The following is a 15302-nucleotide window of genomic DNA, read 5'->3' as shown; positions in this document are numbered from 1 at the left end:
CAAAAAACGGGTAGAGGAAAGAAAACGGCCGGCGCGCGGCAACACCGCGCGCCGGCCGCGCGCCCATCCGCGCGTGGCGCGTGGGCAGCAGAGAAAGACGGCGGGATGAGCGGGACGCCGCCTAGCGGCCCGGCCCCATGTCCACGATCGCGCCGTTGGGCGCCACCAGGTAGAAGTCCGCGCCCACGCCAACCCAGTGGCGTCCCTTGGGCGGCGCCGGCAGGTTGTACCCGCGCCAGTCGTCCACCACGTACTGGCGGTCGCGGTATTCGGCCGGGAGCCGGTCGCCCTTGTGCCAGCGCGGCGGCGTCATGCGGTCGTTGTTGCGGTCGTCGCCCGGCCCCGGGCCACCCGCCTGGGGCTGGTACTGATAGCCGCGCCCGCGGTCGGGCCCGGGCTGCGCGCTGCCCTGCGCCGAGGCCAGCAACCCCGCGGCGAGCAACAGGCCCGCCAGCAATCTGCTTTTCACGGTTTTTGTCATCGAGCACTCCTTTGGTCGGCCACGATAGCCGCGGTGGCCGCGCGGTGGCGGCGCGTCGACACGTCGATCCGGGCACGCGCCATGCCACGAGCCGGCCACGCGCGCGGCAATCCGTCGCAATGGCGTGGTTCGCAACTTCGATGCCCGCTTCAAGGATAGTGGCTGCGGCGCATGGCGCCGGCGCCATGCGCCCGGACCGCCGCGCGCGGGCCACGGAAAGGCCACGGCAAGGATGGGCGGGGAGGTCGGTAAGAATTGCAACGGGCGCACAAACTGCACGGGCGGCCGGGAAGGCGCCGTGAAATCCGGGACGCTTGTGTTCTCCCCTCTCCCGCGCGCGGGAGAGCAACCGGGGGAGGGCCGGCGCATCGGCGAAGTGATGGTCTGCGCCGTTCGCGGGCGCTTGTCCTCTCCCCCGCCCGGCCGCCTCAGTCCAGCTTGAACTCGCCGACCGCGCCCTGCAGTTGCTGCGCCTGCTCGGCCAGCGCGGTGGACGCGGCGGCGGCCTGCTCCACCAGCGCCGCGTTCTGCTGCGTGACCGTGTCCATCTGCATCACCGCCTGGCTGACCTGGTCGATGCCGCTGCTCTGCTGCGCCGAGGCCACCGAGATCTCCTTGAGGATGACCGTCACCTGGCGCGAGGCCTCGACGATCTCGCGCATGGTCTCGCCGGCGTGCTCCACCCGCACGGAGCCGGTGCGCACCTGCTTGGCCGAATCGCCGATCAGGCCGCGGATTTCCTTGGCCGCCGCCGCGCTGCGCTGCGCCAGCGTGCGCACCTCGCCCGCCACCACGGCAAAGCCGCGGCCCTGCTCGCCGGCGCGCGCCGCTTCCACGGCCGCGTTGAGCGCCAGGATATTGGTCTGGAAGGCGATGCCCTCGATCACGTCGATGATGTCGACCACCTTCTTCGAGCTGGCGCTGATCGCATGCATGGTCTCCACCACCTCGCCGACCACGGCGCCGCCGCGCTCGGCGATCTGCGAAGCATTGGCCGCGAGGTCGTTGGCGGCATGCGCGCGCTCGGTGTTCTGGCGCACCATCGTGGTCAGCTCGCCCATGCTGGAGGCGGTTTCCTGCAGCGCCGCGGCCTGCTCCTCGGTGCGCTGCGAGAGGTCGGTGTTGCCCACCGCGATCTGCCGGGAGGCATCGGTGATGGAATCGGTCGATCCCTTGATGCGGCTGACCAGGTCGGTCAGCATGTCTTCCATCTCGCCCATGCCGCGCAGCAGGCGGCCGAACTCGCCGCCGCGCTCGGTCTCGAATTCCTGGCTGAGGTCGCCGGAGGCCACGGTCTCGGCGATATAGACCGCCTCGCCGAGCGGCTGCTCCACCCCGCGCGCGATGACGAAGGTGAAGACCACGGCGGCCAGCAGCGCGGCCCCCCACAAGCCGTACATCCACGCGCGGGCGGAAGACACGGCCTGCTCCAGGCCGCCCCCGGCGGCGTCCGGCAGGCTGCCCAGCCCCGCCACGATCCCCGCCGCCGCCAGTACCAGCACCACCGCGAAACCGGCGCCCAGGCGCGCGCGGATGCTCAGGTTGCCAAAGAACGCCATCGTTTCATCTCCCCGTTATCATGGACTTCGCCCGTTTCGTCACCCGGTTAACGACCGGACCGGAGAAGAACTTTAGGAAAATATTCGCGCGCCGCGGTGACAGGCCATTGCCACGGGACCCGCGCGGGGCGCGGGATGATAGCGGACGATCGCCACGCCGGGAATCTCCACCGGCAGAACAGTGAAATCCACTGGTGGACATAATGGCCGCGGCGCGCTGCCATGTCCTTCGCGCCAGTCCCGGATTCGCGCCGCCGCGGCACCCGGAAAATCGGAATCTCCCGACGCATTCCGGTTAATGTATCGACATTGGAAAATCCAATGTAGCAAGACATTATTGCAATGGGAATTGCCGCCCCGATTATTGCCGCACTCATCAATCGATCGCACCGGAATCGCGGCAGATGACATGAAATGGCGCCAGCGCGCCTCACGGAAAACCGGCGCCGGCAGCCATGCCGACGCACGGATTCCGGCGCGCATCCGCCATCGCGCGGCACCCGCGGCAATGCGCGATTCCGCCCGGAACGCCCGCGCCGGCGCGCTCCGCGCCCGCCTCCCACACCGCGCCGCGGCACCGCGGAAAAACCTCGCGGTCCGTCTTCCGATTTGCGTGGTGGTACGCATGTTGCATATGCCAGCACTTCGATATGAGGCCAGAGCATATTGGCCATCGCTTTATTGCCACCCGCTGGCTTGAACAACTTGTCGGATTTAAAGACCGCGGCGCAGGGCCATGAATCACGCAGCCGTTCCTGATTTAAAGGGAAAGGGAACGGATCGCGGGCATCCTGCACCACCGGAAAAACATGATTCCCTCTTGTGGTGCCCCCCCAGGCTCCCCACGAGGGCCATCTTTATAGTCCCCCAGGGAGAAATCACGATGTACAAGAACAAACCGGCGCTTACAGCGTTGGCCGCGGCCGTCCTGGCCGCCGTCATGCTGGCTTCGTGCGGCGGAGATGATCCGAGCCCGCCCGTTGCCGTCACGCCCGCGCCTCCCTCCCAGCCCGTCGTGCCGGACACCAGCTGCCAGATCCTCTCCAGCGACGGCAACGCCGTGGTGGTGGGCTCCGACCAGCCGGGCGACCCCGCGCTGCCCGAGCCGGCCTCCGGCTACCGCACCGGGCTCAAGCCCGTGTACGCGAAGAAGTTCATGGTCTCCAGCTCGAACGCGCTGGCCAGCGTGGCCGGCTGCACGGTGCTCAAGCAAGGCGGCACCGCGGCCGACGCGGCGGTGGCCGTGCAGGCCGTGCTGGGCCTGACGGTGCCGGAAGCCACCGGCCTCGGCTCGGGCGGCTTCATGATCTATTACGATGCCGCCGCCAAGACGGTGCAGGCCTACGACGGCCGCGAGTCCGCGCCCGCCGCGGCCACCGCCAACTACCTGCGCTACGTCGACGACGTCGCCGACCAGACCGCGCCCAAGCCCAGCGCCCGCGCCAGCGGCCGCTCGATCGGCACCATCGGCGTGCCGCGCCTGATCGAACGGGTGCAGAAGGAACACGGCACGCTGGCCTGGAAGGACCTGTTCGGCGACGCCATCTCGCTGTCCACCAACGGCTTCAAGATCGGCGGCCGCCTGGCCCAGGCGATCTCGTCGAACGCCGCCGCGCTCAAGCGCGACCCCGAGGCGCTGGCCTACTTCTTCGAGGCCGACGGCACGCCCAAGGCACTCGGCACGCTGCTGAAGAACCCCGCCTACGCGCGCACCCTGACGGCGATGGCCGCCGGCGGCGCCGACGTGCTCTACACCGGCCAGATCGCCGCCGACATCATCGCCAAGATCGGCTCGACGCAAGGCGCCGACGGCAATCCCACCACCCCGGGCAAGACCACGCTGGCCGACCTCGCCGCCTACCAGGCCAAGCTGCGCGACCCGGTCTGCACCACCTACCGCGCCTACTGGGTGTGCGGCACGCCGCCGCCGTCATCGGGCGGCATCACCGTGGCCTCGGCGCTCGGCATCCTGGAGAACTTCGACCTGGCCCCGCTCAAGCCGACCGCCATCGACCTCGAAGGCGGCAAGCCGACCGTGCAGGGCGTGCACCTGATCTCCGAGGCGGAACGCCTGGCCTATGCCGACCGCGACAAGTACGTGGCCGACACCGACTTCGTGCCGCTGCCGGGCGGCACCTGGGACACCATGCTGAACAAGCCCTACCTGCAAAGCCGCGCCGCCCTGATCAGCCCGACGCTGAGCATGGGCGTGACCACGGCGGGCAATCTCGGCGCGGTGCCGCTGGGCGTGGACGCCAACCTCATCGAGCACGGCACCAACCAGTTCACCATCGTCGACGGCAAGGGCAACGTGCTGACCGCCACCACCACGGTGGAGTCGAGCATGGGGTCGTTCCACATGACCAACGGCTTCCTGCTGAACAATCAGTTGACCGACTTCTCGGCCAATCCGCTCGACGGCGGCGGCAACCCGATCGCCAACCGCGTGGCGCCGGGCAAGCGCCCGCGCAGCTCGATGGCGCCGACGCTGGTGTTCAGGAAGGCGGCCGACGGTTCCATCGGCGAGTTCTTCATGGCGACCGGCTCGCCGGGCGGCGGCACCATTCCGCAATACGTGGTGAAGACGCTGGTGGGCGTGCTGGACTGGGGCCTCGACGCGCAGCAGTCGTCCGGGCTGGTGGACTTCGGCGCCAGCAACAGCGCCACCACCACGGTCGGCGGCGAGCATCCCAACGTCAACACCGCCAACAGCGGCAACGACGACCCGCTGATCGCGGGCCTGCGGGCGCTCGGCCACACCGTCTCGACCGGTTCGCAGGCGAGCGGCATCAACTCCATCATCCGCACCCAGCTCAACGGCGCGGCGGTACTGATGGGCGGCACCGACCCGCGCCGCGAAGGCGTGGTGCTGGGCGACACCTTCAACCCGTAAGCGGGAGCGGCAAGCGGTGGAACGCCGGGCGTTCCACCGCGGCGCCGGGGCACGGCGACGCCCCGGCGCCGCACCATGCCCGCGCCATGTCTTCAGGACATCGACAGCCACTGCGCCAGCTGGCCGGCCAGCCAGCCGCAGCCGACGCACACCGCCAGCCATCCGCCCACGATGGCCGCGCAACTCTTCAGATCCATTTCCTCGCTCCGGTAAACCGGCCGCCAGCGCGGCGGCCCAGGGAATCTCCGCGGCGCCTAGTCGGCGCGGCTGGCCACGGCGCCGTCCGGCGCCGGCGGCGCGGCGGCCAGCGCCGGCGCCGCGTCCTCTTCCTCGTAGGCCGGCAGCGGGTCCGCGCCGTCGCGCAGCAGGTAGTGGCGGCGCTGCAGGTAGGCGTCGCGCACGAAGGTGTACTTGTCGAGCGCCGCCAGCGACAGCAGGTCGGTGGCGCCCAGCAGGTTGGCGCGCCCGTTGACGATGCCCGCGCCGGTCATCGCGTTGCGCCAGGCGGGATCGAGATAAGTGACCGGCGCCAGCCAGTGGTCGGCCAGCAGGCCCACGCCGTCGCGCGCGGTGCTGGGGCCGAACAGCGGCAGCACCACGTAGGGGCCGGCGGGCACGCCCCAGGTGCCGAGCGTCAGGCCGAAGTCCTGCGAGTGCTTCTGCAGCCCGGCCGGCGTGGCGATGTCGATCAGCCCGCCGATGCCGAGCACCGAATTGATGGCCACGCGCATCAGGCTCTCCGCGGCCTCCACGCCCTTGCCCTGCAGCAGGTTGTTGGCGAAGTTGCCGACGTCGGAGAGATTGCCGTAGACATTGCTGACCGCGGTGCGCACCGGGCTGGGCGTCACAGCCTCGTAGCCCTTGGCGACCGGCTCGGCCACGTATTTGTCGACCTGCTCGTTGACGGCGAAGACCGCGCGGTTGACGGACTCCAGCGGATCGGCCGGGCTGGCCACCGGGCTGCTCGCGCAGCCGGCCAGCGCCGCCGCCGCAAGCAGGGAGACGGCGTGCGGCGAGAACCGCCGGAAGGAGGGGAAGCTGGAGAACATGGGAACTCTTCGGGTCGGGTTGGAAAGCCGTCCCGCGCGGCGGCAGCGGTGAAACCGTCCGCGCGAGCGTCTTCCGTTTGTTCTTGAGCCGGTGCCGCGGCAACGGCGCGGCACCGGCGCGATGGCGCAGCCGGCCCCTCTGCGGGGGCCCTCGGCAGGCCGGTGACGCGATTATCGTTGTCGACGCGCCGCCGATAAATGGCGAAAGCAGGGATTCTTTATCTACGTATCGCCAACAATCGCCGCAATCACCGGCGGCGGCGTGGCGGGGGCCGGTGCGGTTGTCGCCGCCGGTTGTTGTCGCCGGTTGTCGTCACCCGTTGTTGTCGCCACGTGAAGAGTGTGTTCGCGCAAACCCCATTTATCCGCGCGCCGCGGCTTGCTATTGTTCGTCGCGGGACCCGGATACCTCCTCCCGGGGCCCTGGCGCCTGACACAGGCGCCCTGTTCTGTCTTTCAGGAAGCAGCCAGCTTGTTGTTCGCCTCCTCTCCGTGGCAACATTGCGGTTCTGCTTCGAGCGCAGCGTTTGCTGCGCTTTTTTTTGCGCGCGGGGTGCCGGGCCGAAGGTGGAGGCCCGGCCTGCGCCTATGCGTTCGGCCGCACCGCGGCGCCGCCGGCATCCGCGTCCCGCCGCGGCGGGCGCGACAGGAAACCGAACACCGCCACGGCGGACAGCACCGTGACCGCGGTCAGCACGTGCAGCAGCATGCGGAACGCCTCGCCGTAGCCGGCCACCAGCAACTGGCGGCTGACCTGCGGCAGCGCCTGCGCGGCATGGGCGAGGTCGCCGGTGGCCAGGCGCTGCGCCGCCTCGGCCAGCCTGCCGGCGGCGCCGGCGCCGGATTCGGCCAGCACCGCGCCCAGGCTGACGTTGGCGATGGCGGCCAGGATGGCGCCGACGATGGCCAGCGCGATGCCCTCGCCCGCCACGCGCGTGGTATTGAAGATGCCGGTCGCCATGCCGGCGCGCTCCTTCGGCACCACGCTCACCGCGAGTCCGTCCATCAGGCCCCACGGCATGCCCGCGCCGATGCCGATCAGCAGCATCGGCGGCACCACGGCAAAACCGGCGCTGCCGACCTCGACCAGGCTGAACCAGTGCAGGCCCGCCGCCGCGACCAGGAAGCCGATGCCGGACAGCACGCCGGCCGGGACCCAGCGCGTGAGCGACGCCACCACCACCGGCACCACCAGCATCGGCGCCGACAAGGCGATCATCAGGATGCCGGCGTCGATCTCGCTCAGCCCTTCGATGCCGATGAAGCGCAGCGGCAGCATCACCACCAGCACGATGTAGCTGTAGCAGGTGCCGATCGGCAGCATCTGCACGCCGACGAAGCGCGGGATGCGGAACAGGCTCAGGTCCAGCATCGGGCGCGCCACGCGCGACTCCACCGCGACGAAGACCGCCAGCATCAGCGCCGCGCCGGCCAGCGAGCCGGCCACCGCGGCGCTCGACCAGCCGCGCTCGGGCGCCGCGATCACGCCGAAGGTAAACAGCGCCAGCGTGGCGGTGAAGGCGATGGTGCCGGGCCAGTCCAGCCCCTGCGCGCCGGGGTCGCGGGTCTCGCGCATGCGCGGCAGGCCGAACAGCATGGCCGCCGCGCCGATGAGGCCGGTGGACAGGAACACCGAGCGCCAGCCGAAGACATCGATCAGCACGCCGGCCAGCAGCGGGCCGAACGCCAGGCCGATGCCGAAGCTGGTGCCCAGCATGCTGAACGCGCGCGTGCGGGCGTGGCCCTCGAACTCCTGCGCCAGCGCGGCCGAGCCGCCCGCCAGCGCGGCGGCGGCGGCGATGCCCTGCACCGCGCGCAGGATGTCGATCCACGCCACCGTCGGCGCCGCGGCCAGCGCGAACGAGGTCAGGATGAAGAAGCCGATGCCGATGCCGAACAGGCGCTTGCGCCCGTACACGTCGGCCAGCGCGCCGGCGGCCATCAGCAGGCTGCCGAAGGTCAGCATGAAGGCATTGGTGATCCACGTCAGCGACACGGCGCTGCCGCCGAGCTCGCGGCCGATGGCGGGCGTGGATACCGCGCCGCCGGAGAAACTCAGCGGCAGGACCACGGCGGCCAGGCATACCGCGAGCAGGATCAGTGGCTTGCCACGCTCGGGGGCGTGGGGGTCGGGTTGGGTCATGGAAAAGGCCGGTGATGGAAAGAAGAGGAAGAGAAGGGGCTGGCTGCCGGGATGCCGGGAAAGATGGATGACGGAACGCGGGCGTCGCGGCACCGGCGGTTTGCTCCCCTCTCCCATGCAATGGGAGAGGGGAGCAAACCGCGGGCAATCTCGGCCTTGTCAGCAGCGCGGCATGCTTCGTGGCGCGCTCAATTGCTCGCCACGCTGCCCGCCACCACGTCGCCCCAGCCACCGCCGAGCGCGCGGATCAGGTTGACCGTGGCGGCGGCCTGCACGCTTTGCAGTTGCACCGCGGCGCGCCGGGTCTGCAACGCGGTGCGCTCCGCGTCGATCACGTCGAGGAAGTTGATCGCGCCTTCGCGGTATTGCGTGCGCGAGATGTCGGCGGCTCGCGTGGCGGACTGCACGGCGTCGGCCTGCGTCTGCGTCTGGGCTTCCAGGATGCGCAGGTCGGACAGGCCGTCCTCCACCTCGCGGAAGGCGGTCAGCACCTGCTGGCGGTACTTGGCGACGTCTTCTTCATAGACCGCGCGCGCATTCGCCAGGCTGGCGCTGCGCCGGCCGCCGTCGAAAAGCGGGATGTTCAGCGCGGTGCCGGCCAGCGGCCCCAGCAGGAACGCGCGGCTGCTCCACTTGAACAGGTCGCCCAGCGTGGCCGACTCGAAGCCGCCGGTGCCGGTCAGCGTGAGCGACGGGAAGAAGGCCGCGCGGGCGATGCCGATGCGCGCATTGGCCGCGGCCATCGCGCGCTCGGCCGCCGCGATGTCCGGGCGGCGCTCCAGCAGCGACGACGGCAGCCCGGCCGGGATGCGCAGGCTGACCGCCTTGAGCGGCGCGGGCGGCATCGAGAACTCGGCCGGCGCCTTGCCCAGCAGCACGGCCAGACCGTGCTCCGAGGCCGCGCGCAGGCGCTGCACGCTCATCGCGTCGGCGCGCGCCGTGGCCAGCTCGGCGCGGGCGCGGGCCACGTCGAGCTCGCTGATGTCGCCTTCGTCGAAGCGGCTCTGCACCAGCTTGAGCGCCTGCTCGCGCAGGCTCACCGTGTTGGCGAACACCTCGGTCTCGGCGTCGAGCCCGCGCAGCGTGAAATAGGCCTGCGCCACGTCGGCCTGCAGCGCGAGCTGCACCGAGCGGAACAGCGCCTCGCCGCGCTGCGTGTCGGCGCGCGCGGCGTCCACCGAGGACGCCACGCGGCCGAACAGGTCGACCTCATAGGAGGCGCTGGCCTGCGCGCGCCACAGCGTCTGCTGCGGGATACTGGTGCCGTCCGGCTGCAGCTGCGACGCCGCCGAGAGCTTCTCGCGGGTCGGGCCGAAGCCCGCGTCCAGCGTGGGGAACAGCCCGGCGCGCGCGGCCTGGTTGAGCGCCCGCGCTTCCTTCAGGCGCGCGGCAGCGGCGGCCAGGTCCTGGTTGGCTTCGAGCGCCTGCCGTTCCAGCGCGTCGAGCTTGTCGTCGCCGAACACGGTCCACCATGCGCCGCGCGCCACCTCTTCCGACGGCCTGGCGGGCTGCCAGGTGCCGGCTTCGGCGGGCTTGAGCTGCGTCTGGGTCCAATCGGCCGAGGCTTCCTTGAACGCGGCCGTGGGCACCACCGGCTTTTCGTAGGTCGGGGCCAGCGAGCAGCCGGCCAGCACCAGCAGCGACGCCAGCAGCACCGAGCCCTTGGCGAGCCACCGGCTCGACGGCTTGAATGAAGATGTCTTCATGATGATCTCCCTGATCCTTACTCGGCTGAAGCCACGGGCACCGCCGGCGCGTGCCCGGCGTGCAGCGGTTGCGTGTGGGCGTGATGCTTGTCCACCAGCGGCCTGCCGCCGGCCATCTTGCGCAGCGCCACGTAGAACACCGGCGTGAGCATCAGCCCGAACAGCGTCACGCCGAGCATGCCGAAGAACACCGCGATGCCCATCGCCCGGCGCATTTCCGAACCCGCGCCGGTCGACGTCACCAGGGGAATCACGCCCATGATGAACGCGAACGAGGTCATCAGGATCGGGCGCAGGCGCAGGCGGCTGGCTTCGATCGCGGCCTGCACGATGGTGCGGCCCTGCATCTCCAGCTCGCGCGCGAACTCCACGATCAGGATCGCGTTCTTGGCCGACAGCCCGACCAGCACCATCAGGCCGATCTGCGTGAAGATGTTGTTGTCGCCCCTGGTCAGCCACACGCCCAGCAGCGCCGACAGGATGCTCATCGGCACGATCAGCAGGATGGCCAGCGGCAGCGTCAGGCTTTCGTACATCGCGGCCAGCACCAGGAACACCAGCAGCACGCTGATCGGGAACACCCACAGCGCGGCGTTGCCGGTCAGGATCTGCTGGTAGGTCAGGTCGGTCCATTCCAGCTTGATGCCGCGCGGCAGCACCTCGGCCGCGATGCGCTCGACCGCCGCCTTGGCCTGCCCCGACGAATAGCCGGGCGCGGGACCGCCGTTGATGTCGGCGGCGGTGAAGCCGTTGTAGCGCACCACCATTTCCGGGCCGTAGGTGGGCGTCACCTTGACCAGCGACGACAGCGGCACCATCTCGCCGGCGGCGTTGCGGGTCTTGAGCTGCAGCACGTCCGCCGCGGTGGCGCGGAACTGCTGGTCGGCCTGGGCGCGCACCTGGTAGACGCGGCCGAACTTGTTGAAGTCGTTCACGTACAGCGAGCCGAGGTAGATCTGCATGGTGTCGAACACGTCGGTGATCGACACGCCGAGCTGCTTGGCCTTGACCCGGTCCAGGTCCACGTCCAGCTGCGGCACGTTGATCTGGAAGCTGGTGAAGGCCGGGCCCAGCTCGGGCGCCCTGGCGGCGGCGGCCAGGAACTTCTGCGTGGCGTCGTTGAGCGCTTCGTAGCCGAGCGCGCCGCGGTCCTCGAGCTGGAACTTGAAGCCGCCCAGCGTGCCGAGGCCCTGCACCGGCGGCGGCGGGAAGGTGCCGATCTGCGCGCCCTTGATGTGCGCATACCTGGCGTTCAGCGCGGCGGCGATGTCCGCCGCGGATTCGCCCTTGCCGCGCTCCTTCGACGGCTTGAGCACCGGAAACACCAGCCCGCTGCTCGACGAGTTGGTCAGGCCATTGACCGACAGGCCCGGGAACTGCGGCAGGTGGACCACGCCGGGCTGCTTCAGGGCGATGTCGCCCATCTGGCGCACCACCGCGTCGGTGCGGTCGAGCGAGGCGCCCGGCGGCAGCTGCGCGATGCTGACCAGGTAGTCCTTGTCCTGCGCCGGGATGAAGCCGCCGGGCACGACCTTGCCCATCAGCACGGCGCCGCCGAGCAGCAGGCCGTAGACCACGAACATCATCATCTTGCGGTTGATGACGCCGCCCACGCCGCGGCCATACGATGCCGAGCCGCGCTGGAAGACCTTGTTGAAGGCGGCGAAGAACTTGCCGAATGCCGCGTCCATGATGCGCGTCAGGCGGTCCTTGGGCGCGTGGTGGTCCTTGAGCAGCAGCGCGGCCAGCGCCGGGCTCAGCGTCAGCGAGTTGAAGGCCGAGATCACCGTCGAGATGGCGATGGTCATGGCGAACTGCTGGTAGAACTGGCCGGTCAGGCCGCTCATGAAGGCCAGCGGCACGAACACCGCGATCAGCGTCAGCGCGATGGCGATGATGGGGCCGCTCACCTCCTGCATGGCCTTGTAGGTCGCGTCGCGCGGCGACAGCCCCTCGGCGATGTTGCGCTCGACGTTCTCCACCACCACGATGGCGTCGTCCACCACGATGCCGATCGCCAGCACCATGCCGAACAGCGACAGCGCGTTGATGGTGTAGCCGAAGGCCAGCATCAGCGAGAACGTGCCGACGATCGACACCGGCACCGCCAGCAGCGGGATCAGCGAGGCGCGCCAGGTCTGCAGGAACAGGATCACCACCAGCACCACCAGGGCGATGGCCTCGAACAGCGTGTGCACCACCGCGTCGATGCTCTCGCGCACGAAGCGGGTCGGGTCGTAGACGATCTCGGACCTGACGCCGTCGGGCATGTCCTTCTGCAGCTCGTCCATGATCTTGCGCACGTCGTCGGAGATCTGCAGCGAGTTGGCGCCGGGCTGCTGGAAGATGATGAGCTGCACCGCCTGCTGGTTGTCCATCAGCCCGCGCAGCGCGAACTCGGAGGCGGACAGCTCGACGCGCGCCACGTCCGACAGGCGCGTGACGGCGCCGTCGGCCGAGGTCTTGAGGATGATGTCGCGAAACTCTTCTTCCGTCTTCAGGCGGCCGCGCGCGTTGATGCTCAGCTGCGTCGGCACGCCCGCGTCCATCGGCGAGGCGCCGACGATGCCGGCGGCGACCTGCACGTTCTGCTCGCGGATGGCCTTGACCACGTCGGTGGCGGTCATGTTCTGGCGCGCCACCTTCTGCGGGTCCAGCCAGACCCGCATCGAGTAGTCGCCCGAGCCCCACATCACCACCTCGCCCACGCCGGGCACCTGCGCCAGGCGGTCCTTGACGTTGATCAGCGCGTAGTTGCGCAGGTAGGTCAGGTCATAGCGGCCGTTGGGCGAGGCGATGTTCACGCCCATCGTCAGCGTCGGCGAGGACTTGACCGTGGTCACGCCCAGGCGCTGCACGTCCTCGGGCAGGCGCGGCAGCGCCTGCGCCACGCGCGTCTGCACGAACTGCTGCGCCTTGTCCGGGTCGGTGCCCAGCTTGAACGTGACCGTGGTGGTCATCTTGCCGTCGCTGTTGGCCTGCGACTGCATGTACAGCATGCTTTCCACGCCGTTGATCTGCTCCTCGATCGGCGCGGCCACGGTTTCGGCGATCACCTTCGGGTTGGCGCCGGGATACTGCGCCCGCACCACCACCGACGGCGGCACCACCTCGGGATATTCGGCCGTGGGCAGCTTGGTCAGGGCGATCAGCCCCGCCAGCAGGATGACCATCGACAGCACGCCCGCGAAGATGGGGCGGTCGATGAAGAATTTGGAGATGTTCATGATGCGCTCTCGACGTAGGCCGACGGATCAGGCCGCCGGCCCGGTGGCGCGCGTGGCGTCGACCATCCTGACCGGATTGGCCTTGACGGGGTCGTTGGGGCGCACGCGCTGCACCCCGTTGACGACGATCTTCTCGTCGGGCTTCAGGCCCGAGGCCACCACGCGCAGGCCGTCGTGCATGGCGCCGAGCCGGATCTCGCGGTACTGCACGCGGCTGTCCTTGTCGACCACCAGCACGAACTTGCGGGCCTGGTCGGTGCCGACCGCGCCGTCGTCGATCATCACCGCCGGGTGCGGCTCGCCGCCGCCGACCCTGACGCGCGCATAGAGGCCCGGCACCAGCGAGCCGTCCTCGTTGTCGATGCGGGCGCGCACGCGGATGGTGCCGGACGAGGTGTCCAGGCGGTTGTCCACCGAGACCACGGTGCCGCGGCGCGAGTAGCCGCTCTCGTCGGCCAGGCCCAGCTCCACCGGCACGGCCTGCCTGCCGGTGTTGCGCATGTAGCGCAGGTAGGTCTGCTCGTCGACGTCGAAGGCGGCGTAGATCGGCGCCACCGAGACCAGCGTGGTCAGCAGCGGCGCGCTCGCGCCGGTGGAGACGATGTTGCCCACGGTCAGCTCGGCGCGCGACACGCGGCCCGCCACCGGCGCGGTGACTTCGGTGTACGACAGGTTGACGCGGGCGGCTTCGAGCGCGGCGCGCGCCGCCTTGAGCGTAGCGCCGGCCTCGCGCGCGGCGTTCTGCTTCTCGTCGTAGTCGCGCCGCGCGATGGCGTTGCTGCCGATCAGGCGGTCGGCGCGCGCCGCGTCGCTGCTGGCGTAGCTGGCGCGCGCCTCGGCGGCGGCCACCTGCGCGGCGGCGCGGTCGACCTCGGCCACGTAGGGGCGCGGGTCGATGGTGAAAAGCGCGTCGCCCTTCTTCACCAGCTGGCCGTCCCTGAAATACACGGCCACGATCTTGCCCGGCACCAGCGGGCGGATGTCCACCTTGTCGATGGCCTCGAGGCGGCCCGAGTAGTTTTGCCACTCGACGATCGAGTCGCTGACGACGGTGGCCACGTCGACCTCGGCGGCCGGCGCGGGCGCGTCCGCCTGGGCGGACGCGACGGGTTCGAAGCCCCGGGTGGCGGCCAGGCTGGCGACGCCGAGCGCGAACACCGTGCCCAGCGCGACGGACAGCCTCTTGCGGTTGGCGGTCATGGTTGAAACTCCTTTTCCTTTGGAATCGAGCGATCAGTTGGGTCCGAGCGGGTCCTGGCGAATCCGGCGCTGCCTGCGGGCATGCCCCCCAGGGCGGACCGATGGAACCCAGTATGGCTACCGCCAGCGGGCGGATAAAGATGGCTTTCTTGCGAACTTTGTATCCGTCAAGGAGACAATTTGCGCGTGCGAAGCCACGGTTTTCGTGCGTGTCGCCACCCCGGCGTCAGCCGACGCAGCCGGCGTCAGCGCGCGGCGGCCGGCGCCTCACGCCGCAGGGCCGCGGCGAGGGCCTCGATGTAGCCGTCCGCCAGCGCGCACTCGGACAGCGCGCGTTCGAGCGCGAGCACGTAGTCCGCGTTGGAGCCGAACGCCCCCGAGGCGGCGGCGATGATCGAGGCCACCGTGGCGACGCTAGCGTCCGGCTCGTACTGCGGCCGCGCGGGGTTGGCGACGAAGGCGATGGCGGCGGTGCCGGTGCCGTCGGCCAGCGTCAGCGGCGCCCAGGTCGGCAGGTAGGAGCCCGTGACCATCTCGCGGATCCACAGCACGCGCAGTTCTTCCTCGAGCGTGGCGGCGGCCAGCCGCAGGGCCATGCCGTGCGTGCTGCCGCCGGCTTCCAGCGCCAGCATGCGGCCCGGCACCTCGGGCGAGCCGCGCCCGGCGGTCATGCGCAGGCAGAAGCTGCGGCGCCAGCCGTGCAAGGTGGCGATCTCGCGCCGGTCGAAATCCAGCAGCGGGTTCCACATCAGCGAGCCATAGGCGAAGACCCAGACGTCCGCGCCGGCGGGCCGCGCCCGCATGGTTTCGGCCAGCGAGGCCTCGATCTGGTCCTGGGTCCAGGCGACCTCCCGCGGCAGGCCGAAGCTGCCGAGGTAAGCGCCGGAATTGATGGTTTCTCTGGTGAGCATGCGTTTTTCCTGTACTGCCGTACCATGCGCGCGCGCCGGCAATCCGGCCGCGAATTCGTGGCGAATCCGCAGCGAGCCCGCCGCGGGACAGGCAGGCGGGCCCGCCCGTTTCGCGGCGTCCGGCAGCGCGCAG

9 protein-coding genes are annotated in these 15302 nt (G+C 70.2%); 1 reads left to right on the top strand and 8 read right to left on the bottom strand.

The window, feature by feature from the left end; all coding sequences use genetic code 11:
* Positions 1-121: 121 nt before the first annotated feature.
* Positions 122-481, bottom strand: a complete 360-nt coding sequence (locus AC3WXD_RS17705) for an RcnB family protein (RefSeq protein WP_043366126.1) — start codon at positions 479-481, stop codon at positions 122-124.
* Positions 482-909: 428 nt separating this feature from the next.
* Positions 910-2040, bottom strand: a complete 1131-nt coding sequence (locus AC3WXD_RS17700) for a methyl-accepting chemotaxis protein (protein ID WP_492324312.1) — start codon at positions 2038-2040, stop codon at positions 910-912.
* An 883-nt stretch (positions 2041-2923) separates the two neighbouring features.
* Between AC3WXD_RS17700 and AC3WXD_RS17695 the strand changes: the two genes are divergently transcribed.
* Positions 2924-4933: a gamma-glutamyltransferase family protein gene (locus AC3WXD_RS17695; RefSeq protein ID WP_492324311.1), complete on the top strand. Its 2010-nt coding sequence runs from the start codon at positions 2924-2926 to the stop codon at positions 4931-4933.
* A 254-nt stretch (positions 4934-5187) separates the two neighbouring features.
* On the opposite strand, the gene AC3WXD_RS17690 is transcribed toward AC3WXD_RS17695, so the two are convergent.
* From AC3WXD_RS17690 to AC3WXD_RS17665, 6 genes are all read right to left on the bottom strand, one after another.
* Entirely contained in the window at positions 5188-5982 is a 795-nt protein-coding gene (locus tag AC3WXD_RS17690; RefSeq protein WP_059412453.1) for an MlaA family lipoprotein, read from the bottom strand.
* A 586-nt stretch (positions 5983-6568) separates the two neighbouring features.
* Positions 6569-8125, bottom strand: coding sequence for an MFS transporter (locus AC3WXD_RS17685; RefSeq protein ID WP_492324310.1), 1557 nt, complete (start codon positions 8123-8125; stop codon positions 6569-6571).
* A 188-nt stretch (positions 8126-8313) separates the two neighbouring features.
* A complete protein-coding gene (locus tag AC3WXD_RS17680) occupies positions 8314-9831 on the bottom strand; it encodes an efflux transporter outer membrane subunit (protein WP_492324309.1) in 1518 nt (505 codons plus the stop codon).
* A gap of 17 nt (positions 9832-9848) precedes the next feature.
* Complete coding sequence (locus AC3WXD_RS17675) at positions 9849-13058, bottom strand: efflux RND transporter permease subunit (RefSeq protein ID WP_492324308.1); 3210 nt, start codon at positions 13056-13058, stop codon at positions 9849-9851.
* 27 nt (positions 13059-13085) lie between these two features.
* Positions 13086-14258, bottom strand: a complete 1173-nt coding sequence (locus AC3WXD_RS17670) for an efflux RND transporter periplasmic adaptor subunit (RefSeq protein ID WP_492324307.1) — start codon at positions 14256-14258, stop codon at positions 13086-13088.
* A gap of 245 nt (positions 14259-14503) precedes the next feature.
* On the bottom strand, positions 14504-15169 hold the full coding sequence (locus tag AC3WXD_RS17665) for a gamma-glutamylcyclotransferase (RefSeq protein ID WP_492324306.1): 666 nt from the start codon (positions 15167-15169) through the stop codon (positions 14504-14506).
* Between the last annotated feature and the right edge of the window lie 133 nt (positions 15170-15302).

This window comes from Cupriavidus sp. FW216-B1, from assembly GCF_058789195.1.
The sequence above is the reverse complement of the archived record's forward strand: the minus strand, read 5'-3'. Positions and strand labels throughout refer to the sequence as shown.